This window comes from Pelagibacterium nitratireducens, assembly GCF_037044555.1.
GTDB classification, from domain to species: domain Bacteria; phylum Pseudomonadota; class Alphaproteobacteria; order Rhizobiales; family Devosiaceae; genus Pelagibacterium; species Pelagibacterium nitratireducens.
In genome coordinates, this window is record NZ_CP146275.1 from 100,371 (window position 1) to 122,354 (window position 21,984).

General features: G+C 59.7%; 22 protein-coding genes and 1 tRNA gene. 8 read left to right on the top strand and 15 right to left on the bottom strand.

Going from position 1 to position 21,984, the window contains the following annotated elements; all coding sequences use genetic code 11:
- Positions 1–32: 32 nt before the first annotated feature.
- Positions 33–485: a Crp/Fnr family transcriptional regulator gene (locus tag V6617_RS00495; protein ID WP_338608413.1), complete on the top strand. Its 453-nt coding sequence runs from the start codon at positions 33–35 to the stop codon at positions 483–485.
- A gap of 129 nt (positions 486–614) precedes the next feature.
- On the opposite strand, the gene xth is transcribed toward V6617_RS00495, so the two are convergent.
- The 5 genes from xth to V6617_RS00520 all read right to left on the bottom strand — a co-directional run bounded on the left by xth (position 615) and on the right by V6617_RS00520 (position 6,956).
- Complete coding sequence (gene xth / locus V6617_RS00500; protein ID WP_338608414.1) at positions 615–1,415, bottom strand: exodeoxyribonuclease III; 801 nt, start codon at positions 1,413–1,415, stop codon at positions 615–617.
- A gap of 81 nt (positions 1,416–1,496) precedes the next feature.
- A complete protein-coding gene (locus tag V6617_RS00505; protein WP_338608415.1) occupies positions 1,497–2,126 on the bottom strand; it encodes a LolA family protein in 630 nt (209 codons plus the stop codon).
- Between the two features lie 248 nt (positions 2,127–2,374).
- A complete protein-coding gene (locus tag V6617_RS00510; protein WP_338608416.1) occupies positions 2,375–4,978 on the bottom strand; it encodes a DNA translocase FtsK in 2,604 nt (867 codons plus the stop codon).
- A 233-nt stretch (positions 4,979–5,211) separates the two neighbouring features.
- The gene (locus V6617_RS00515; protein ID WP_338608417.1) at positions 5,212–6,585 is read right to left on the bottom strand and encodes an ammonium transporter; all 1,374 of its coding nucleotides are present in this window, start codon (positions 6,583–6,585) and stop codon (positions 5,212–5,214) included.
- Between the two features lie 32 nt (positions 6,586–6,617).
- Positions 6,618–6,956 (bottom strand): P-II family nitrogen regulator, encoded by a 339-nt coding sequence (locus tag V6617_RS00520; RefSeq protein WP_338608418.1) that lies wholly within the window; start codon positions 6,954–6,956, stop codon positions 6,618–6,620.
- Positions 6,957–7,249: 293 nt separating this feature from the next.
- Here V6617_RS00520 and V6617_RS00525 point away from each other — a divergent pair, with 293 nt between their 5' ends.
- Positions 7,250–8,473, top strand: a complete 1,224-nt coding sequence (locus V6617_RS00525) for an FAD-dependent monooxygenase (protein ID WP_338608419.1) — start codon at positions 7,250–7,252, stop codon at positions 8,471–8,473.
- A 9-nt stretch (positions 8,474–8,482) separates the two neighbouring features.
- Here V6617_RS00525 and V6617_RS00530 read toward each other — a convergent pair whose 3' ends face one another.
- From V6617_RS00530 to V6617_RS00540, 3 genes are all read right to left on the bottom strand, one after another.
- On the bottom strand, positions 8,483–8,740 hold the full coding sequence (locus V6617_RS00530) for a Trm112 family protein (protein WP_338608420.1): 258 nt from the start codon (positions 8,738–8,740) through the stop codon (positions 8,483–8,485).
- On the bottom strand, positions 8,737–9,396 hold the full coding sequence (locus V6617_RS00535; RefSeq protein ID WP_338608421.1) for an LON peptidase substrate-binding domain-containing protein: 660 nt from the start codon (positions 9,394–9,396) through the stop codon (positions 8,737–8,739). Before V6617_RS00535 ends, V6617_RS00530 begins: the two co-directional genes overlap by 4 nt.
- Before the next feature lie 87 nt (positions 9,397–9,483).
- The gene (locus tag V6617_RS00540) at positions 9,484–10,419 is read right to left on the bottom strand and encodes a co-chaperone YbbN (protein ID WP_338608422.1); all 936 of its coding nucleotides are present in this window, start codon (positions 10,417–10,419) and stop codon (positions 9,484–9,486) included.
- A gap of 218 nt (positions 10,420–10,637) precedes the next feature.
- Between V6617_RS00540 and V6617_RS00545 the strand changes: the two genes are divergently transcribed.
- From V6617_RS00545 to V6617_RS00560, 4 genes are all read left to right on the top strand, one after another.
- A tRNA-Gly gene (locus tag V6617_RS00545) sits at positions 10,638–10,712 on the top strand.
- 354 nt (positions 10,713–11,066) lie between these two features.
- Complete coding sequence (locus tag V6617_RS00550) at positions 11,067–11,273, top strand: cold-shock protein (protein WP_338608423.1); 207 nt, start codon at positions 11,067–11,069, stop codon at positions 11,271–11,273.
- A gap of 51 nt (positions 11,274–11,324) precedes the next feature.
- Positions 11,325–11,501: a hypothetical protein gene (locus V6617_RS00555; protein WP_338608424.1), complete on the top strand. Its 177-nt coding sequence runs from the start codon at positions 11,325–11,327 to the stop codon at positions 11,499–11,501.
- A gap of 16 nt (positions 11,502–11,517) precedes the next feature.
- The gene (locus V6617_RS00560; protein WP_338608425.1) at positions 11,518–11,769 is read left to right on the top strand and encodes a hypothetical protein; all 252 of its coding nucleotides are present in this window, start codon (positions 11,518–11,520) and stop codon (positions 11,767–11,769) included.
- Between the two features lie 350 nt (positions 11,770–12,119).
- Here V6617_RS00560 and V6617_RS00565 read toward each other — a convergent pair whose 3' ends face one another.
- The 6 genes from V6617_RS00565 to V6617_RS00590 form a co-directional block, all read right to left on the bottom strand.
- The gene (locus V6617_RS00565; protein WP_338608426.1) at positions 12,120–12,944 is read right to left on the bottom strand and encodes a sulfite exporter TauE/SafE family protein; all 825 of its coding nucleotides are present in this window, start codon (positions 12,942–12,944) and stop codon (positions 12,120–12,122) included.
- Between the two features lie 70 nt (positions 12,945–13,014).
- Positions 13,015–13,728 (bottom strand): fumarylacetoacetate hydrolase family protein, encoded by a 714-nt coding sequence (locus V6617_RS00570; protein WP_338608427.1) that lies wholly within the window; start codon positions 13,726–13,728, stop codon positions 13,015–13,017.
- Positions 13,729–13,732: 4 nt separating this feature from the next.
- A complete protein-coding gene (locus tag V6617_RS00575; protein WP_338608428.1) occupies positions 13,733–14,485 on the bottom strand; it encodes an ABC transporter permease in 753 nt (250 codons plus the stop codon).
- Positions 14,486–14,488: 3 nt separating this feature from the next.
- Positions 14,489–15,301, bottom strand: a complete 813-nt coding sequence (locus V6617_RS00580; RefSeq protein ID WP_422394794.1) for an ABC transporter ATP-binding protein — start codon at positions 15,299–15,301, stop codon at positions 14,489–14,491.
- Positions 15,298–16,125: an ABC transporter permease gene (locus tag V6617_RS00585; RefSeq protein ID WP_338608429.1), complete on the bottom strand. Its 828-nt coding sequence runs from the start codon at positions 16,123–16,125 to the stop codon at positions 15,298–15,300. The genes V6617_RS00580 and V6617_RS00585 overlap by 4 nt, the downstream gene beginning before the upstream one ends.
- 70 nt (positions 16,126–16,195) lie before the next feature.
- On the bottom strand, positions 16,196–17,179 hold the full coding sequence (locus tag V6617_RS00590) for an ABC transporter substrate-binding protein (RefSeq protein ID WP_338608430.1): 984 nt from the start codon (positions 17,177–17,179) through the stop codon (positions 16,196–16,198).
- 307 nt (positions 17,180–17,486) lie between these two features.
- Here V6617_RS00590 and V6617_RS00595 point away from each other — a divergent pair, with 307 nt between their 5' ends.
- Positions 17,487–18,191 carry a FadR/GntR family transcriptional regulator gene (locus tag V6617_RS00595; RefSeq protein ID WP_338608431.1) on the top strand — a complete coding sequence of 235 codons (705 nt, stop codon included), beginning with the start codon at positions 17,487–17,489 and terminating at the stop codon, positions 18,189–18,191.
- Between the two features lie 100 nt (positions 18,192–18,291).
- Positions 18,292–19,032, top strand: coding sequence for a sulfite exporter TauE/SafE family protein (locus V6617_RS00600; RefSeq protein ID WP_338608432.1), 741 nt, complete (start codon positions 18,292–18,294; stop codon positions 19,030–19,032).
- A gap of 172 nt (positions 19,033–19,204) precedes the next feature.
- Here V6617_RS00600 and acnA read toward each other — a convergent pair whose 3' ends face one another.
- Entirely contained in the window at positions 19,205–21,970 is a 2,766-nt protein-coding gene (acnA, locus tag V6617_RS00605) for an aconitate hydratase AcnA (RefSeq protein ID WP_338608433.1), read from the bottom strand.
- Positions 21,971–21,984: the final 14 nt, after the last annotated feature.

Here is a 21,984-nt window from a genome sequence, read left to right on the forward strand (position 1 = left end):
AATCATACGCCCTCAACGCGCCGGGGGCATGTATGGACGAAGCGGCGGCAGTGGCCGCGTTGGCAGAACTCGATTTTTTTTCCAGCTTTTCTGATGAACAGCTGCGCCTTCTGGCGTTCGTTTGCGAAGACGTTTCGCTTTCTCCTGGTGATGTTCTCTATACGGCAGGTGATGTTGCCGACGGCGGCTATGTCCTTGTGTCCGGCGCTCTTGAGACAACGGACTCGCCAGTTGAGGACAGTGGGCGGTTTCGCATCGATCCCGTTGCGCTGGTGGGAGAGCTCGGCCTGATGCTGACCCGTCCGCGCGGCGCATCGCTCCGGGCGGCGCGATCGAGCACATTACTGTTTGTGCCGCGCGGACCTTTTCTGAAACTGCTGAGAAGCCATCCCGAACTTGCCGAAGATGTCGCGGCAACAATCAGGGCCGAACTTTCGCGCTATCTCGATTCCATTACCCGTCTGGGCGAGCGGTTTTCAGACTGACATCTAGAGCCGTTCAGGATTTGATTAAATCAAATCCTCGGCTCCAAACCCTTGCTTTGTCGCGTGTCCGAACCGCAAAATCGTTTCCATCCCCGATCGCGTCGAGGACATGCTTTTGCTGGATACGCTCTAGGCGAAATCAACGATTACCGGCACATGGTCGGAGGGTTTTTCCGACCATCCGCGGGCCGGGCGCAGGATATGGGCTGCTTTTGCGTGGGCCGCGATGTCGCGTGTCGCCCATATGTGATCGAGCCGGCGGCCGCGGTCGGACATGTCCCAATCCTTGGCTCTGTAGCTCCACCAGGAATAGACTTTTTCCTCGATCGGTATGTGCTGGCGCACAAGATCGACCCAATTGCGCCGGGAGAGCAGGCGGTCGAGGGCTTCGGTTTCGACTGGCGTATGGGAAACCACTTTGAGGAGCTGCTTATGGCTCCAGACGTCGTTTTCATGGGGCGCCACGTTGAAATCGCCGCAAATCAGCTGGCGCTCGTCGAAAACCAGATCGTCGAACCAATCTTCCATCTCGGCCAGAAAGTCGAGCTTGTGGCGGAATTTGGGGTTGATTTCGGGGTTTGGCTCGTCGCCGCCAGCGGGAACGTAGAAATTGTGTACGGTGAACGGGCCTTTGCCGAAGTCGAGCCGGGCCGAAACGTGGCGGCAGTCAGGGATGTCGCAAAAGCCGCGCGCCGTGATTTCGTCAAGGGGATGTTTCGAAAGTATGGCCACCCCGTGATAGCCTTTTTGCCCGTGAACGGCCTGGTGGGGATAGCCGGCATCGGCGAGGGCTGAGCGGGGGAACTGATCGTTCATGCATTTGATCTCCTGCAGACACAGGACATCAGGGCCGTACTGGGAGAGAAAATCGAGGACGATGGGCAGGCGCAGCCGCACCGAGTTGATGTTCCAGGTGGCAAGCGAAGGCATAAGCGACTCTGAAGGACGGGTAGGGGTGACGCCTTTATGACGGCCCGACCCGGTGCGGTAAAGCCCCGAGCCCATTCTCTCTCAGTTCGCGTTGACCGACCGGTAGGTGGGATCGATGCGGAAATACTGATCGGGAATATCGACGCCCTTTTCGGTCTCGGTAATCGAAAACGTGGTTTCCACTCCGGAGGGCTCTATTAGGCTCCACTGTACGAGATCGAGTGACTCGCGATCAAAGATCAGCGAAACCTGCACGGTACCGATGGGGCTTTCATCAACAATCATTACCGATACGTGGGTTTCCGAGAGCACGACGTCGGAGAGGTTGGAGTTGATCAGGCTGACCTCATCGCCGAGAAACTGGCGCAGCGGCACATTGTCCTGCGGATAGGCGTATTGGGTGCGCTCCTGACGGTCGATGACATAAAATCCGCGACCCTGCGAAATGATCTCTTCCCGACTTGGCGGGGCATAGCGGAAGCGCACCATGTCGGGGCGCTTGAGCCAGAATGTGCCCTCGATTTGCCCGCCCTGGCTGTCGATCTGGACAAAGCGACCAGCCATGGTGCGAATTTCGGTGTTGTGGGCCGAAATCTCTTGAAGGAGAAACTCTTCATCCGGGGTCAGAACGCGTGACTGCGCATTGACGGGCATGGCCAGTGCGAGCGCGCAAATGCCTGCTGTCAAGAGTGCGGCGACAATGCGAATCATTTCAGGACTCCGTTTCGGTACAACAAGGGTCTGCCCCTTGAATGGTCGAGGTAAATCCCAATTGCGGCAAGAGCGCGAAACCGGACGACCGGGCGGTAAACTCATCGTGTGACGGTGAGGTTCCTTGTCGGGGTCAGAGCATGTCCGCTTTTCTCCGTATCGCGAAAATCCTCCAAGTCTTTGTTTTGGCGCGTTTCCGAACCGCAAAACCGTTTCCATCCCCGATCGCGTCGAGTGCTGGACACACCCTAGTAGCCGTCGGCGTTGTCGCCAATCAGCACTTCGCGTTTGCCCGCATGGTTGGCAGGGGAAATGATGCCTTCGTGCTCCATGCGTTCGATCAGTGTCGCGGCCTTGTTGTAGCCCACCGAAAGTCGGCGCTGAATGTAGGAGGTCGATGCCTTCTTGTCGGAGAGCACGATGTTGACGGCCTTGTCGTAAAGCTCGTCGCCCGATCCGCCGAAGCCGCCGTCTTCGTCGATGCTGCTCTGGCCGTCATCGTCCTCGGCGGTTATCGATTCGAGATATTCGGGCGTACCCTGGCTCTTGAGATGGGCGACGATGTCCTCGACTTCGTTGTCGGCCACGAAGGCGCCATGGAGTCGCTTTATGCGCCCGCCACCGGCCATGTAGAGCATGTCGCCATTGCCAAGCAGTTGCTCGGCCCCCTGCTCGCCCAGGATAGTGCGCGAATCGATCTTGGAGGTCACCTGGAACGAGACGCGGGTGGGGAAGTTGGCCTTGATGGTGCCGGTGATCACGTCGACCGAGGGGCGTTGAGTCGCCATGATGATGTGGATGCCGGCGGCGCGCGCCATCTGGGCCAGCCGCTGGATCGTGCCTTCGATGTCCTTTCCCGCCACCATCATCAGGTCGGCCATTTCATCGACAATGACCACGATGAAGGGGAGCGGTTCGAGATCGAATTGTTCGCTCTCAAAGATCGCTTCGCCGGTTTCACGATCAAACCCGGTCTGAACGGTGCGCGTGAGCACTTCCCCCTTGGCGGCCGATTCGGCAACGCGGGCGTTGAACCCATCGATGTTGCGCACACCGATCTTGCTCATCTTCTTGTAGCGGTCTTCCATCTCGCGGACGGCCCATTTGAGGGCGACGACCGCCTTGGCGGGGTCGGTGACGACTGGGGTCAAAAGGTGTGGAATGCCGTCATAGACCGAGAGCTCGAGCATCTTGGGGTCGATCATGATGAGCCGGCACTGTTCCGGGCTCATCTTGTAGAGCAGGGAAAGGATCATCGTGTTGATCCCGACCGACTTGCCCGAGCCGGTGGTGCCGGCGATGAGCAGATGGGGCATGCGCGCCAGATCGACAATGATCGGTTCGCCGCCAATGGTCTTGCCCAGACAGATGGGCAGCTTGGCCTTGGCCTTGTCGAAATCGTTGGAGGCCAGAAGTTCGCGCAGAAACACGGTTTCGCGCGTCTTGTTGGGCAATTCGATGCCGATGGCGTTGCGGCCGGGGACGACGGCCACACGGGCGGAAATGGCGCTCATTGAGCGCGCAATGTCGTCGGCCAGCGAGATGACGCGGCTCGATTTGATGCCCGGCGCAGGTTCGAGTTCGTAGAGCGTGACAACCGGGCCAGGACGCACATTGATGATATCGCCCTTGACGCCAAAATCTTCCAGAACGCCTTCGAGGCGCTTGGCATTGGCTTCGAGCGCTTCAGGATTGTGCTCCGGCAGGACCTGCGTCGAGCTGGGAGCAGCGAGCAGTTCGAGCGGCGGCAGTTCGAACCCGTCGGTTGGCAGAAATGACGCCTGGGCCTCGCGTATCTGGCGCGGGGAGGGGGCGGGACGGGGAGCCGGCGCCGCCACGCGGGCGCGTCCCCCCGAAGGTTGCTCGACGATCATGCGGGCAATGTCGTCAGCCTCGCGTCGAGGAGATGCTTCGGGCGCGTGTGCGTCCTCATAATCGTCGTAGGCGCTTTCGTCCCAATCGCGAGGGGACTGGGGTTCAGGATCTGATTGTTGCCGATCAAATGGGATGGATTTGTCGAGCTGGGGTTCGAAATCATTGGTTTGCCAGTTGCGGGCCGGCATCTGCTCGGATGGCTTGCGGCGGAAAACCCGTTTTATCGCGGCCCGGGCACCATAGAGGGTATGGGCAAGAAAGCCGATCGTAATATCGAAAAGCCCGTTGGAATCGGGTGTGTCGTCAATTTCAGGCTCGGGCTCGGCGGCTTTCTTCCGGCGCGCAGTGGTCTTGGCCGGAACCGGCAAATCGCTCTCGAATGCGGGCCGCGACCGCGCCGAAAGCCAGACCAGCCCAAGCGCGGGAATGCCAAGCAGAACCGCATAAAGAATAGCGCCCCAGCCCTGCGGCGCATCGCCGGCCAGGGTGATGAACAGATTTGTGAATCCGGTGCCCACAAACCCGCCCAGACCAAGCGGCAGGGGCCAGCTTTCCGGCGAAGGAAAGCAGGCAAACATGCCCGTTGCCAGCACCGTGCCAAGCAGCCAGCCCGTCAGGCGCAGGCCGAGATAGGAGGGAACGATGCGACGGATCATCGACCAGGACCACAACAGCGGCGGCAAAAGCAACAGCGGCGCGCCAAGCCCCAGAAGCTGAAAGCCGATATCGGCGATCGCCGCGCCGGCAAAGCCCAGCCAGTTTTCGACAGGTTTGTCGGTGGCATAGGAAAAGGACGGGTCATCGACCGACCAGGATGCCAGGGCCACGAGCGCCAGTGCACAGACCAGCGCGACCACGATACCGATGATTCGCACGGGGATGGTGATCGAAAGCACCGGGGTTGAGCGGTGGCTGTCGTCCAGATGCGGAGAAGGATGCAGGGTCATCGAGCGGCCGGTCGGTTTACGCAATACCATTTGGCGACAACCCTAGTCGTGCATGGTTAACCTTGGATTAGCGCATCGAGGTAATTTGACACCAAAACAAGGCCCCGCCGGGACGGGCGGGGCCAGCAGGCGCTGAAGAGGGGATGCAGCCCATATCATTTGCGAGTGGGAAGGCCTCTATGATGTGGGGTCAAGAGGGATATGGGCTGCATGCCGTCTTCAGCGGGCAAGGCCCGGGCTTGCGCCCGGACCTTGGGGTTCGATTACCGGAATTCGGGATAGGCTTCGACGCCGACTTCGGCCTTGTCGAGCCCCAGAACTTCGTCATCTTCCGTGGGCCGCAGGCCCATGGTCGCCTTGAGGATCAGCCACACGACGAAGCTGGCCACGAAGGTGAAGATGCCCACCACGATGATCGAGAGAAGTTGAACGCCAAGGTTCGCATCGGAGTTGGTGAAGATAACCGCGATGGTGCCCCAGATGCCGGCCAGCAGATGCACCGGAATGGCGCCGACGACGTCGTCGATCTTGAGCCTGTCGAGGAGCGGGACCGCAAAGACGACGATGACGCCGCCGACTGCACCGATCAGCGAGGCAGTGCCCAGGCCCGGGGTCAGAGGCTCGGCGGTAACCGAAACCAGGCCGGCAAGAGCCCCGTTGAGCACGAAGGTCAGATCGACCTTCTTGTAGATGATTGCGGTGAGGATCAGAGCGGCAATCGCGCCGCCGGCCGCACCGGCATTGGTGTTTGCCATGATCCGGCCCACGTCGGCCACGTCGCCGACCGAGCCCATCGCCAGCTGGGATGCGCCGTTAAACCCGAACCAGCCCATCCAGAGGATGAAGGTGCCGAGCGTGGCCAGAGGCATGGACGACCCGGGCATCGCATTTACGGTGCCGTCCGGGTTGTACTTGCCGATGCGGGCACCAAGCAGGATGGCGCCGGCCAGGGCAGCCCAGCCGCCGACCGAGTGAACGACGGTCGAGCCGGCAAAATCGAGAAAGCCCATCGCATCGAGGAAGCCGCCGCCCCACTTCCAGGAAGCCTGGATCGGGTAGATCAGACCCGTCAGGACGACGGTGAAGATCAGGAACGGCAGGATCTTGATCCGTTCAGCCAGCGTGCCCGATACGATCGAGGCTGTGGTGGCGCAGAACATGACCTGGAAGAAGAAGTCCGAGCTGGTCGCGGCATACCCGAAATCGTCTGCACCATCGGCCGTGACGCCGACAGCTTCGAGAATACCAATACCGAAGGCACCCAGATATCCACCGGTATCATCGGAGCCGATGGTCCAGTTGCCGAGCGGATACATCAGGTTATAGCCGATGAGGTAGTAAAAGATCGCAGCGATCGCAAAGAGCGAAATGTTCTTCAAAAGCTGCATCGATACGTTCTTGGTGCGCACCAGACCGGCTTCGAGCATGGCAAAGCCGGCAGCCATCCACATCACCAGCACGCCGCCGAAGATCATCAGGAACGAATTGAGAATGAACACAACGTCGGCCGAGACACCCTCGGACACGGTTTCGACCACTTCCTCGGCCGCCGCGGCGTCCTGCCCCAGCGCGGGCAGTGCAATGAGCAGGGAGGCTAGCGCCGCCGCACCCAGCAATTTGCTTGTCTTGAAATTCATGATTGTCCTTCTCCTAGTTGGACGCCAGGCTCTCAGAGGGCTTCCGTTCCGGTTTCACCGGTACGGATGCGGATGGCCTGTTCGAGATCGAGAATGAAAATCTTGCCGTCGCCGATACGACCCGTCTGCGCGGAGTCCTTGATGGCGCTGGCAACCGCGTCGATCTGAGCGGCGTCAACGGCGATCTCAACCTTGAGCTTGGGGAGGAAGTGAACGGCGTATTCAGTACCGCGGTAGATCTCGGAGTGACCCTTCTGACGTCCATACCCCTTGACCTCTGTTACGGTCATGCCGTGCACATCGAGCGAATTGAGGGCCTGACGGACCTCCTCGAGCCGCGATGGCTTAATAATGGCTATTAGCAGTTTCATGGGTGCTCCTTTCCGAATTCCGCACCTGACACGGGACACATGGACTCAAGAGCCGTGCCAACCTGCTTTTTTTCTGATTAAGCATTTGATGAATAAGGCATTTTTCCGTGGCCGATGATGGCGTCAAATTCCTGACACAATTCGGCATGCCTAAAAAACAGGCAAGTTTGGTTCGATCTTTTAACGAATGGTGAATTTAAATGCACGGATGCCGATAGCGGTGCGGCAATCGTTTCCTTGCGTCATGGCGACTGCAGACGCATGCTCGGACCAAACGATCGGGAGCATGCATCATGGCAGGCAGCAATCAGGTACAATCGTTCGACGTTCTGATTGTCGGCGGTGGGCCGGTTGGCCTTTCGCTGGGCATCGCATTGGCGCGATTTGTTCCCGGCATAAATGTGGGCCTGCTTGACCGGCGCGCCCTCACGGTGCCCAGGGATTCGCGGGCTTCGGCGATCGCGGCAGGCGTGCGGCATCTGTTTACGGCTATCGGGGTCTGGGATGGTATGGCTCAAGCGGCCAATCCGATCGCGGAAATGAAAATCACCGATTCGGGGCGTGCCGATATCAGCCGCCCCGTACTTCTCGATTTTGTCGGGCCACGGGTCCCGGGCAAACCCTTTGCGCACATGGTGCCCAATACAGCCAGTGCCGCCAGCCTCATCGCAGCGGCTCAGGACCACGTGACCATTGTCGAGCCAGGTGCTGTTTCCGCTTTCAGTGCCGGGCCAGCGCATGGCCTGGTTACCCTCGACGATGGGCGAAGCCTCTCGGCCGGGTTGATCGTGGCCGCCGATGGCGGCAGGTCGATGCTGCGCGGCCTGGCTGGAATCAGGACGCTTTCCCATGACTATCGTCAGTCGGGGCTGGTAACGACGATCAGTCATGCCCAGCCGCATCATGACGTTGCCTATGAGCATTTCCGGCCCGCCGGCCCCTTTGCTTCGCTGCCTTTGGCGGGCAACCAGTCGTCATTGGTATGGACCGAAAAACCCGAGACCGCGCAGGATCTTATGGCCATGTCGCGCGGTGATCTGGCGCATCGCATCGAATCGGCCATGGGCTCTGTTCTTGGACCGGTCGAAATCGTTGAAACCGTTCAAAGCTTTCCCCTGAACCTGGTTCTTGCTCATCGGCTCGCCGCCCCACGGCTGGCACTGGTGGGCGATGCGGCTCACGTGATCCATCCCCTCGCGGGGCAGGGGCTCAATCTGGGATTGCGCGATGTTGCGGTTCTCGCCGAGGTTCTGGTCGATGCCATCAGGCTGGGCCAAGATCCGGGATCGATGGCGGTGCTCGAGCGCTATGAGGGCCGACGGCGCACCGATACCGCGCTTATGGCGCTGGCGACGGATGGGCTCAACCGTCTGTTTTCCAACGATGTTGCGCCTGTCAGGGCTGTGCGTGATTTCGGCCTTTCGCTTGTCGATCGTATCGATCCGCTCAAGGATGGCTTCATGACCCAGGCGGCAGGTGCGTCTGGCGCCAAGCTGCTCAAGGGCATCGCGCTCTAGGTCTCGAATCTAGTTGTCGGGACCGGGACGGGTGCGCAGCGCTTCAGCTTCTTCTTCATCGATGCGCCGCGCGGCATCGATCACGAGCAATGGGACACCTTTGCGGATGGGAAAGGCGTAGCGGGCGACAATCGAGATCAGCTCCGTTCCGTCTGCAGAGAGGGTCAAACGTGTCTTGGTGACCGGACAAACCAGCATTTCGATAGTGCGGGGATCGACCCTGTAGCGTGGATTGCCCTCCGGTGACGGCGCGTCGTCGGATGTCATTGCAAGACGACACCCGACCGGGCCCGCGCCATTTCGATTTCCGCCAGGGCCATCAGGGTTTCCGCGCGTTCGACAAGGGTGCGCGCTTCGAGCAGGGCCTGCTTTTCGGGTGCACCATAGGGGCCGAGCATGGCAGCAAGATCGACCAGTTCGCCGGTCGCCATGTCCTCGATTTCATCCCAGTCGACCTCGATGTCGGAAAATTCGGCATGCGCCCGCAACACTTTGAGCAGGCGCGGGCGGTCCACGGCGTCTTCGCCCAGCTCGGGGGTAAAGTCTGCGGAAAATTGGGACGTGTCGATCCGGGCCTGCCGATACGGCGTCGCAGTGGTCAATTCCTCGATCGGCGCAAAGCGGCAAACACCTTCGAGAATTATGAAATAGCGGCCCTCGGCCTGTTCCTCAAAATGGGTGATGCGACCGATGCAGCCCACTTTTTCCAATGGCACCTGGCCACGCGGTGCTTCCTCGGCAGTGTCGCGCGGCTGAATCAGGCCGATCATGCGGTTTCCCGCCAACGCATCATCGACCAGCGCGACGAAGCGTGGTTCGAAAACGTTGAGCGGTCGGTGCGAGCCGGGCAGGAGCAGGGCGCGGCTCAAGGGAAAGAGCGCGAGCATGTCCGGCAGTTCCGATATAGAGGCCGGGCGGCGCATGGCATATCCTCTCTTGCTTGTGTCCTGAAGCCGTTCCGAATTTTACGAAACCAGACGACCAGGTCCAATCTTGTTGCCCGTTTCGCCCTAGCGAAACAGGAGCGCGGACAACATGCGACGCCCCTTGAGCGTCGCAGGATCCTTAGGCCCCCAGGCTTCGAAAAATTCGAGCAGTTTCTTGCGCGCGCCATCGTCTTGCCATTCGCGATCGCGCTCCATGATGGCGATCAACGACTGCACAGCGGCAAGCCTGTCGCCCTTGGCGTTGCGAATCATCGCCAGGTCGAAACGGGCCTGATGGTCATCGGGGTCGGCCGCAAGCGCTGCTTCGAGCTGGGTCGCATCGCCGAGCTTTTCGGCTTCCTGCTCAAGCGACATGGCCTTTTCCAGCGCGTCCGCGCCGGCGTGGCTCTTGTCCTCGGGCAGCATCGATAGCGTTTCGCGAGCGCCGTCGCGATCGCCGGTCCGGAACAGAACGGTAGCCACACCGACCAGCGCATCGAGATTGTCAGGAGCATGGCGCAATACGGTGGCAAAAATCTGGTAGGCGCGCTCGAAATCTTCGGCCTCGAGTGCCGCCTGGGCCGCTTCCATGGCGGCTGCGATCTGGCTTTCTTCTTCCGACGGACCTCCGATACCGGCCTTGGCCGCCATGTCGAGGAGCTTTTGAGCAAAACGGGCGACTTCGCTTTCCGGTAGCGCACCCATAAAACCATCGGCCGGGCGGCCGCCGACAAAGCCAAAGACCGCAGGGATCGACTGTACGCCCATCTGTCCGGCAAGGGCCTGGTTTTCGTCGACATTGATCTTAACGAGCGCGACCTTGCCGCCGAGAGATGTGACCACTTTCTCCAATGCGGGGGTCAGCTGCTTGCAGGGGCCGCACCAGGGCGCCCAGAAATCGACGAGGACCGGGCGCTGCATGGACGCCTCAAGCACGTCGGCCTGAAAGCGTGCCGTCGAGGATTCGATGATCAGCCCTTCGTGGGTCTGAGCCTGTGGTGCGTTGAGATTGAGGTCCATCGGGTGTTGCCTTTTCTGGCCCTTCGGTTGCGTGCCGATATTTGCGACGAGCCTTACACCAAGGTGGGCGCCGGTGCAAAAGCCCAAAGCGATCGCCGGTCTTGTGTCGCGTCATCGCCGTTGCGGCAAAGGGCAAAAATATGGGTTGCAATTGTCATTTCGGTTGGGCATATAGGCGCCCATCGCGGTGCCGCCAAGAGGCGGGCCGGGATTGGAGTGCGGGCGTAGCTCAGGGGTAGAGCATAACCTTGCCAAGGTTAGGGTCGTGAGTTCGAATCTCATCGCCCGCTCCAAAAATTCCAAGGCGTGAAAGCCTTGAGATCAAAGGGCCGAAAGGCCCTTTTTGCTTTTCCGGATTAGGGGAGGCTGGCGCTACTTCAGGCAATGCGATGGTGCTGCCCCATGGATCCAGGCGGTCCTTTAGTGTGTGATCGTGCCTTGATCCTGTCGGCCCTTGTTTATCGGACCGCAGTTACCTATATATAGAAGTACGTTTTCGGTCGATCATTGGCTTTCCCTGCACCGGCGCGCCGGTGCAGGAACATCTCCTGATTTTTTGCGAACGTTCTAGATCCGATCCGCGTGTTGCGGGCCGGAAACATGCCCGTATGTCCGCTTTGGACCGGGCCACACGAAAAGACACTTTCATGATCAACGGTACCGTTAAGTTCTTCAATGCCACCAAAGGCTTTGGTTTTATCTCGCCTTCTGACGGCAGCAAGGACGCCTTCGTCCACATTTCAGCGGTGGAGCGCGCCGGTCTTTCGGGTCTCGCCGAAGGTCAGGCTGTCAGCTATGAGCTGGAAAATGGCCGTGACGGCAAGGCATCAGCAGTAAATCTGCAGGTTTCCTGACGATTTCGCCGGGGCTGAGTTTTCGGCCCCGGCCTTCAAGGTGAAACGCCAGTGATAAAGACACCTCTTGAGGTTGCCGAGAGCAAGGTCCGATCAATCTCGGTCACTGAAAAGAACGGGCAATTTGCGGCCATTCGCCAGGTCTTTCTGGATCGCGAGCGTAAATTGAGAGCCGTTCAGACGGCGCAGCGCCTTTATGACGGGGTGCGACCCGACAAGGGCGAATGACGCCGGAGAAAGCACAATGAAAACCAACATCGACGGATTTGATTATACGGCCAGCGCAGAACTTTATCCGGGCAAGCGCTCGACGCGGTTCCGCACGGTTCGCTACCGCCGCTTTGACAGCACGGCAAAGGCGTTGCGCTATCTTATGGAGGAAATGCCGTCCGAACTTCTGGCCGGCGCTATCCTTGAAACCGAGGAACGACGCTTCGGAGCCGATCAGATTACTGCGCTCTACAAGGACAAAGCCTACCCCTTGCCCAGAGCGTAACCCAAAAAAGGATGAAGCTGATGCATATGTTGAGCAAAGTGATCGCTTTTCCTGTTTCATCGAGACGCAGCGGACGCTTCAGCGCCGTCGCCTTTCCCCGTTTTGCCGTTGCGTTCGGTGACCGCGATACGGCTCCGCTGAGCATCGTCGCCCAACCCAATACTGCGTCCAGGCTACCGGCAGATGCACCGAGCGCGTCACCCTCACGCTGAGGCTTCCGAACCCGGTCCGGGATTTTCAGAAACCACGCAATGCCGCAGACACCCGATAGGTCGCCACAAGGCCGACCTGCGGACTGCTGAAAACGAAGGGCCGACAGGCCCTTTTTGTTTGGCTGGCTTTGTCCTGCCCTAGAAAATGCTGGTAATCATGCGGATCGAGGTGATGGCCAGAAATCCGGCAAAACACCAGCGCAGGGCCAGTTGCGGAATGGCGTGGGCCAGTTTGACGCCCAGCGGCGCCGTCAGCATGGATGTGGGAATGATGGCGACCAGGCCTGCCAGGTTGACATAGCCGAGCGAGAATGGCGGCAGACCGGATACGCCGAGACCGAACAGCGCATAGCCGATCGTGCCGGGGATGGCGATGATGAGCCCGATCGCTGCGGCGGTGCCGACTGCAAGCCGGATCGGATAGGTGAAAAAGGACAGGATGGGGACCGCCAGCGTCCCTCCGCCGATGCCCATCATCACCGAAATCAGCCCGATGGTCGTTGAAAGAATCTGCTTGAGTGGTGTGCCCGGCATGGGGCGGGGCTTTGCCAAGTCGGCCGGCTTGAAGGCCATGTTGATCGCCACAAGCGCTGCGATGGCGGCGAACACGAGCGTGAGCACGGTGCCCGAGACGTTGCCGCCGATCACCGTTCCCGCAACGACGCCAAAGGCGATCCAAGGTCCCCAGCTGCGCAGCAGGCTCGTATCGACGCTTCCGCGCTTCCAGTGCGAGCGCGCAGACATAAAGCCTGTAAAGATGATGGTGGCAAGTGAGGTGCCGACCGCAACGTGCATGCGCACGGTCTCGGATACATCGAGCGCCAGAAAGACAAAGAACAGCACTGGCACGATGACAATGCCGCCGCCGACGCCCAGAAGGCCCGATATGACGCCGGCGATTGCGCCGGTGGCCAGCAGGGTGACGAGCAGGAAAAGAGCCTGCCCCGGATCGACGTTCAACATATAGCTTTTGTCCCCTGATTGCCCGAAAATATGCGGAGCGCGCACATGGTCGCGCTCCGCCCGATCTCTATTAGACCACGTTGATCTTTATTTCACCTACCCCCTGGACGCTTGCCGCGATCATATCGCCGCGGGAGACGGCGCCGACGCCCGATGGGGTTCCGCTCATGATAATGTCGCCGGGCTGCAGGGCAAAAAAGCGCGAAAGGATCGAGATCATCTCTGGTACTTTCCAGAGCATCTGGTTGAGATCGCCTTGCTGGCGCGTTTCGCCATTGACCTTGAGGACAACCGCCCCCTGATCGGGGTGACCGATGCGGCTGGCAGGAACCAGCGGCCCACAAGGCGCCGAGGCCTCGAAGCTCTTGGCCACTTCCCAGGGACGCCCAAGCTTCTTGGCGTCGGCTTGCAGATCCCTGCGGGTCATATCAAGGCCCACGCCGTAGCCAAAGACGTGATCGAGAGCGTCTTCGACCGCGATATCGGTGCCGCCCTTGCCCAGAGCCACGATCATCTCGACCTCGTGGTGCACGTCGGAAGTTTCGGTGGGATAGGGGAAAGTGCCATCCGAAATCACCGCTCCGCCATGCTTGAAAAAGAAGAAAGGCGGCTCTTTGTCCGGGTCGTGGCCCATTTCAACGGCGTGGGCGGCATAGTTGCGGCCGATGCAGAAAATCCGGTTGACCGGGAAGACATCCGATGTGCCTTCGACCGGAAGGGTGGGGACCGGATTGGGGGCGACGACGAAGTTGGCGCCGGCGGGTTTAAGTGCACTCTCGTTCATTATTTCAACTCCTAACGTGTGCGTAGTATTCGATGCGCTTTTCCAGTCGGCCGATCAGGTCCGCCATGGTCAGGGCAAAGGTGAATAAAAGGACGATCAGGGCCCAGAAGTGGGACATGAGGAAGTTCTGCTGGTACAGCGCGAACAGGGCGCCAACCCCGATGATCGAGACCAGAAGCTGGCCGATGACGACGCCCTTGACGCCGCGGATCATGCCGAGCCGGATACCGGCGAGAATTTCCGGCAATGCGGCAAAAAGCACGATCCTGGCGCGTTCGAAGCGGTTGGCGCCGAAGGAATGGGACATTTCCATCAGCGAGGGAGAAATGTTTTGGACACCCGCCCTTGTATCAAGCACAATGATCCAGACGGCGAACATGAAAACGGTAACGACAACTGTCGGCGTGCCCAATCCGAACAGGATCATGAAGATCGGGACCAGCGCCGAGAGGGGCGCTGACAGGAAAACGTTGACCCACATGTTGAGCATGTCGTCGACCGGCTTGAACAGGCCCATGAGGACGCCGATCGTGATGCCGACGGCCAACGCAAGCCCCATGCCCATCGCGTAGCACGAAAGGGTGATCCAGACCGCATTGCCAAAGCTGCGCGAGGTCACCACCTCGCCCATGGCCATCAGCACCGACGAGAAGGGCGGGAACAGCATGAGCAGGTCGAACTGCCCGACCAGTTCCCAGACCACCAGCCAGACGACCAGCGCAGCCATCTTGGGGAGTTTGAAACCATTGATCGTCATGGCTCACTCCACATATTTCTTGATGCCGTGCCAGATGCTCTCGACCGTTTCGAGATAGACCTCGTTGCGGCGCAGTTCATCTGGACCGATATCGCCGGGGATGTCGGGGTCGATGATCTCGGACACCCGGCCGGGGCGCGGCGAAAGCAGGATGATGCGATCGGAAACATAGACCGCTTCCTCGATGGAATGGGTCACGAAGATGAAGGTCTTTTTCTCCACTTCGCGCAGACGGATCAGGTCTTCCTGAAACTTGCGCCGGGTCTGCTCGTCGACGGCCGAGAAGGGCTCGTCCATCAACAGGACTTCGGCATTGACCGAGAGGGCGCGGGCCAGGCCGACCCGTTGGCGCATGCCGCCAGAGAGCTGGTGGGGATAGCTTTTTTCGAAACCATCAAGGCCCACTTCCCTTATATAATGGTTGGCGATCTCCTCGCGCTCGGATTTTCCCATGCCCTGCATTTTGAGGCCGAAAGCGGCATTGTCGAGAACGCTGGCCCAGGGCAGCAGCGCGAAATCCTGAAAGACGAAAGCCCGCTCGGGTCCGGGTCCGGAAATTTTTTCGCCGTTGACCAGCACTTCGCCCTGTGTCGCCGGCAGCAGTCCGGCAATGATCTTGAGCAGGGTGGTCTTGCCGCAGCCGGACGGCCCGAGCAGACTCGTGAGCTGGCCAGTCTGGAAATCGAGATTGATGTCCTTGAGGGCCACGACCTCGGTTCCGTAGACTTTCGAGACGTTCTTGACTTCGATGATCTTGCTGGATGCACCCACTGGGGAAGCTCCTTTTTCAAGCATATCGGGGGTCGCGATTTTCATTTCACACTCCGTTTTTCCGGGCGGAACAGCAGTGTTTCGACCCATTGCAGGAGGCCCACGGCGATCACCGCAAACAACACGATGGAAGCGATTGTCGCGTACATATGGGCAAAATTGGCCACCGAGCGGTGGAAGGTGATCAGATCGCCGATGCCGGTCGGTGTGATCAGCAATTCGGCGAGGACCACACCAGAAAAGCCCTCGGCAACGCCGAGCCGCAATCCGGCGAACATCATGGGGCTGGCTGCGGGAACAACAACGTACCAGATCTGCTGGCGGCGGGTGCCCATGAAGGAATGGCACATGGAGACCAGCGATCCGGGGACGTTTCGCACCGCCTTGTAGGAATTGATTGTGATAACCGGCATGGCGAGCATGACCACAGCGATCACCTTGGCCGTCAGGCTGATGCCGTAGATAAAGGTCACCAGCGGGATCAGCGCCGCCATGGGGGCGGCTTGCATGACGATGAATATGGGCAGGGCGAGCCATTCGACGTCTTCGCGCAGGCCCATGGCTACGCCCATCGTCACCCCCACGATCAGGGAAAAAGCGAGCCCAATGAGCAGCGGTTCGAGGGTGCGCAGATAGGCCATGCCCATCGAGCCGTCCACCACCATTTCCCAAAAGGCAGATACAGTCGCCGAAAACGTGGGGAAGGAAAAGTTGAAGCCCGAACGGCCGGCCATTTCCCAGGCCAGAGCGAAAAGAGCCACCGAAAGCAGTTTCCAGATCAGCGGGATCTGGGCCAGGCGCGAGGCGAAACCGGGCGCGTCTGTCCGGTTGTGCAGCAGTGCGGCGTCGGCCGTGTTCAGTGTCGACATGATTATACCTGGGTGTGTTTGACCGATGGAATCGCGCGGGGGATTTTCTCCCCCGCACGCTCATCCTTACCTACTGGCGAGCAGCGTCCAGGGCGCTGAAGTCCCAGTACATCGAGACATCCACATCCCCGTCGGGGGCTTCGACCTGACCGGCCGCCGAGAGGAAAGCGAGATCGTCGATGACGTCCTCGGGCATGCCGCCGCCAAGCGGCAATACGCCGCCTTCGGCCGCTTCGGTGTAGAACTGCTCGATGTCACCAGCCGCTTCGGCCGGAAGATCGGGCAGCAGGTCGTATTGCGCCCGCCACTCGGCCACCATTGCAGGATTTTCGTTGATCTCCTGCCAGGTGCCGAGCAGCTCCTCGACGAACACCGCTAGATCATCGGTGCGGCTTTCGAGGAAGCTTGTGTTGGCGTAGAGCGCCTCGTCGGTGGCATTTACACCTTCGACAGGAAGCTGCATGAATTTGCCGGGCGCCTGATCCTCGAGCAGCCGCATGGATGCCGCGTCAACGATCGTGGCATTGACCGTGCCCTGCAACAGGGCGCCGGCTCGCACTTCGGCGCCCGGAACATAGCTGAGGTTGGAAAAGGTTATGCCCTCGTTCTGCTCCATGAGCCGCATCAGGGCCTCGGTACCCGATCCGCGCGAGTGCACGGTCATTTCCTCGCCGTCAAGGTCGGCCCAGCTCGAATAAACCTCTGAATTGACGACAGGGAAGAACAGAAGCGTCGTCATGCGGTAGAACATGCGGATCGGGGCGTTCGAATTCTGAATGAAGGCATAAGGCGCTCCCACCCCGATATCGGCCTGCCCGCCGACGACCGCCTGGGTCGCGACGTCTTCAGAGTTAAAGAACGTCAATTCCATGGGCACGCCGCGTTCCTTGGTGCGCTCGATGGCAACGAGCAATCCGAGGCTTTCGACGCTGGCAATGTCGCCCATGGCCACCCGTATGGGGGCATTTTGGGCCAGAGCCGGCACGGCGCCGAGCGAAATGCTCAGCGCAATTGCGGCGCTGGCGATGGTAAACAGTCTGCGCGTGATCTTCATAAGTTTCTCCTCCCTTGTGAAAATCGGCTTCCGGTTCAGGAAACAGCCCTCCTTGCCGCAACCAAATCCAGAATGGTTTAGTTTTTTCACGAAATTGGTTTAACGTCAATGTCTCGTGGGTTGTCGTGTTTGAGGGCTTCGCATCAAACATAAATAGCTGAAAAATAATGCATAATGTTGCTACAGGCAGAGCCCACTAAGGTGGCAGCGCCAGAAATTTTGCGGAATTGGCTGCAAAAAGCGGATTGACTTGCCGAAATTACCTGTCTTAGGTATCAAACCAATTCCAATTGGTTTCGAGGTGCTGATGTCTGACGATACGCAGGAAATCGAAGAGGGGAATGGCGCGACACTGGTTCAATTGCGGGCCTGGCTGACGCGCCACAACTTTCCGCCCGATACCAGGCTGCCAGCGGAACGTGAGCTTTCCGAACAGCTTGGCGTCTCGCGGGCCGATCTGCGCAAGGCGTTGGCGACGCTGGAAGCGGAGGGCCAGCTCTGGCGCCATGTGGGCAAGGGCACGTTCACCGGCAGCCGGGCCATCGAAGTGCTCAGCCTTGCGGAAATCGACAGGGAAACCAATCCCGCCGAAGTCATGCGAACCCGCCTGCTGATCGAGCCGATTATTGCCCGGGAGGCCGCGCTCAACGCGACCTCACGTCATGTGGAGGCCATGCATCGCTGTATCCAAAGGACACACAGGGCGGGCACCTGGCGGCAATATGAAGCGGCCGATAACGAGTTTCACCGGTGCATTGCCGAGGCAACCGACAATCGATTGTTGTTGGCGCTTTTCGATGCATTGAACGCGGTGCGCCGTGCGGTGGTCTGGGGATTGCTGCGGTCCAGCTCGGACCGTCCCCCGCACGATCACCATTCCTTTGCCGAACATGATCTGATCATTGCGGCCATCGAGCAGCGCGATCTCGATGGCGCCAGCCGTGCCATGTATCAGCATTTGCGTCAGGTCGAGCGACATCTCATGGAGGCGCCCGAGGTCAGGTCCCGCTGACCGCTTACGCTGCGCCTATCAAAGTCCGATTGTTTCGGGCAGGCAACTGGTCTAGCAAGAACGCCACCTCCCCTTCTTGTCCCCCGGACTTTGCCTTTCCATGGATTTCATCACACTCGCCATCATTTTTGCCGCGGTCGGTGCCGGCGCCATCTCCAAGGGCGCCACCGGGATGGGAATGCCGCTTATCGCCGTCCCCTTCCTGGCGGCGACGTTCGGGCTACAGCATGCCATTGCCGTGCTGCTGATCCCCATCCTGGTTTCCAACGCCTTTCAGCTCTATCGCTTTCGGCATGCCAGGGGCGATGCGCGATTGCGCTTTCTTCCATCCATGCTGGCGCTTTGCGTGGTCGGGGTGATCGGCGGAACCTGGTTTTTGACAGCGACCCCTGAACGGGGACTGGCGCTGACCCTGGGCATTCTATTGCTCGGCTATCTGGCGCTGCGGGTCCTGAATCCGCACTTTATAGTCGGCCCGGAGGCGGCGAAGCGCTGGGCCATGCCGGCTGGCCTGGGGGCGGGACTCCTGCATGGGGCGACGGGCATTTCGGCGCCGATCGGGGTGACCTTCATTCATGCCATGCGGTTCGAGCGCAACGCGCATGTTTATGCGGTTTCAGCGATGTTTATGGCTCTGGCCACTTTTCAGGCACCTTCGCTCTGGGTGGCGGGCGTTCTACGCCCTGAATGGCTGCTGCAAGGGGTGTTTGCGCTGATCCCGACCTTTCTGTTCATGCCGGTCGGGCAATGGCTTTCGGGCAAGCTCAGTCAGACCGCCTTCGATCGGATGATCCTGATCTTTCTCGGCCTTATCGGGCTCAAGATGGTGCTCGGCATCTAGAGCGTATCCAGCAAAAGTGGAAACGGTCTTGCGGTTCGGACACACGACAAAACAAGGGCTTAGAGCCAAGGATTTGATTCAATCAAATCCTGAACGGCTCTAAGCCTTCTCGATCTCGGGTAACAAAAAAAGGCGGCCGAAGGCCGCCCCTTGTTTATCGTTTCGATGCCTTTTATGCGGCGACGAGGTTGCGCAGCACATATTGCAGGATACCGCCATGGCGATAGTACTCGAGTTCGTCCAGCGTATCGATGCGCAGGAGAACCGGCACGATTTCATTTCGGCCGTCACCGAAGGTGATATCGAGTTCAAGCGTCTGGCGCGGCTCGATTTCCGTCAATCCGCGGATTGAAACCGTCTCATCGCCGGTGATACCGAGCGACTGCCATGAGGTGCCCTCGTTAAAGACCAGCGGAAGGACGCCCATGCCGACCAGGTTGGAGCGGTGGATACGCTCGAAGCTCTGGGCAATTACGGCGCGAACGCCGAGCAGGGTCGTGCCCTTTGCCGCCCAGTCGCGTGACGAGCCCGTGCCATACTCCTTGCCGGCAAAGATCACCAGCGGGGTGCCCTGAGCCTTGTATTCCATGGCTGCGTCATAGATCGGTACCACTTCGCCCGAAGGCGACTTGGTAAAGCCACCCTCGACGCCATCGAGCATCTGGTTCTTGATGCGGATATTGGCAAAAGTGCCCCGCATCATCACTTCGTGGTTGCCGCGACGCGCGCCGAACGAGTTGAAGTCGATTGGCTTGACCTGGCGTTCCATCAGGTACTTGCCGGCAGGCGTGCCCGACTTGAACGAGCCGGCCGGGGAAATGTGATCGGTGGTGATCGAATCGAGGAAGATCGAAAGAACCCGGGCGTTCTCGATGTCGGTCACCGGCTTGGGGTCCATGGTCATGCCCTCGAAATAGGGCGGGTTCTGAACATATGTGGACGCCGAGTTCCACTTGTAGGTTTCCCCACCGTCGACCTTGATTTCCTGCCAGCGCTTGTCGCCCTTGAACACGTCGCCATAGCGGCGCCTGAACATGTCCACCGAAATCGCCGAGCGCAGAACGTCGGCCACTTCAGTCGAAGTGGGCCAGATGTCTTTCAGATAGACGGGCTGTCCGTCCGATCCGGTGCCGAGCGGCTGGGTGGTAATATCGCCGGTCATTTTACCGAGCAGCGAATAGGCGACAACCAGCGGGGGCGAGGCGAGATAGTTGGCGCGCACGTCGGGGTTGACGCGGCCCTCGAAGTTACGGTTCCCCGACAGCACCGAGACGGCAACCAGATCGTTGTCGTTGATGCATTTGGAGATGTTTTCATCGAGCGGGCCGGAATTGCCGATGCAGGTGGTGCACCCATAGCCGACAGTGTTGAACCCCATGGCGTCGAGGTCTTCCTGCAGGCCGGATTTTTCGAGGTATTCGGTGACGACCTGCGAACCGGGAGCCAGTGATGTCTTGACCCAGGGCTGGGGTTTCAATCCCTTTTCGCGTGCCTTGCGGGCCACGAGGCCGGCCGCGATCAGCACCGACGGATTGGACGTGTTCGTGCACGAGGTGATCGCGGCAATCACCACATCGCCATCGGAAATCCGATAGTCCGCACCATTGACGACATAGCCATGGTTTTCGTTGTCCTCGGGCGTATCATGGACGCCGGTGGCACCCTCATCGATATAGCGCGAATCGCCCTTGGAGTCGGGCTCGGGCGAAACCTTGCGGCCGCCGGCAATCTCTTCGAGTGCCTTGACGAACGCGGTCGAAGCGTCGGTCAGGGCCACACGATCCTGCGGGCGCTTGGGACCGGCCAGCGAGGGCACGACGGTAGAAAGATCGAGTTCGAGCGTGTCGGTGAAGATCGGATCCTGGTCATTGTCGGCCCGGAACATGCCCTGTTCCTTGGCATAGGCTTCGACCAGTGCCACGCGATCGGGTTCGCGGCCCGAATCGGTGAGGTATTTGATGGTTTCCTTGTCGATCGGGAAGAAGCCGCAGGTCGCGCCATATTCGGGCGCCATGTTGGCGATGGTTGCCTTGTCTTCGAGCGAGAGGTTGGAGAGGCCGGCGCCGAAAAATTCGACGAATTTTCCGACCACGCCTTTCTTGCGCAGCATTTCGACGACGTGCAGCACAAGGTCGGTTGCTGTCGTGCCTTCGGGCAACTTGCCAGTGAACTTGAACCCGATCACTTCAGGGATGAGCATGGAAATGGGCTGGCCGAGCATTGCAGCTTCGGCCTCGATGCCGCCCACACCCCAGCCAAGGACGGCCAGTCCGTTGACCATCGTGGTGTGGCTGTCGGTGCCGACAAGCGTATCGGGATAGGCGATTTCCTCGCCGTTTTCCTGTTTCGTCCAGACGGTCTGGGCCAGATATTCGAGATTCACCTGGTGGCAGATGCCGGTTCCGGGAGGCACGACGCGGAAATTTTCAAACGCCGACTGGCCCCAACGCAGGAATTCATAGCGCTCGCCATTGCGTTCATATTCGCGCGTCACGTTCTGCTCGAACGCGCCGGGGGTGCCGAAATAATCGACCATCACCGAGTGATCGATGACCAGGTCGACGGGGACCAGCGGGTTGATCTTCTGGGGATCCGCACCGAGCTTTGCGGTGGCATCGCGCATGGCGGCCAGATCGACAACGGCGGGGACGCCGGTGAAATCCTGCATCAGGACGCGGGCAGGGCGGTAGGAGATTTCGTGCCCGGCCCGGCCGCGATCGTCGAGCCATGCCTTTACAGCCCTGATGTCGGCGGCCTTGACGGTGCGGTCGTCTTCGAAACGCAGCAGGTTTTCGAGGACCACCTTCAATGAATGGGGCAGGCGGGAAATGCCATCCAGTCCGTTCTTTTCTGCTTCGGCGAGCGAAAAGATCGTATAGGCCTTGTTTCCAACGGTGAGGTTCGTCTTGGTCTTAAAGCTATTGGATGTCTCGGTCACGCGGTCCGCCTTGT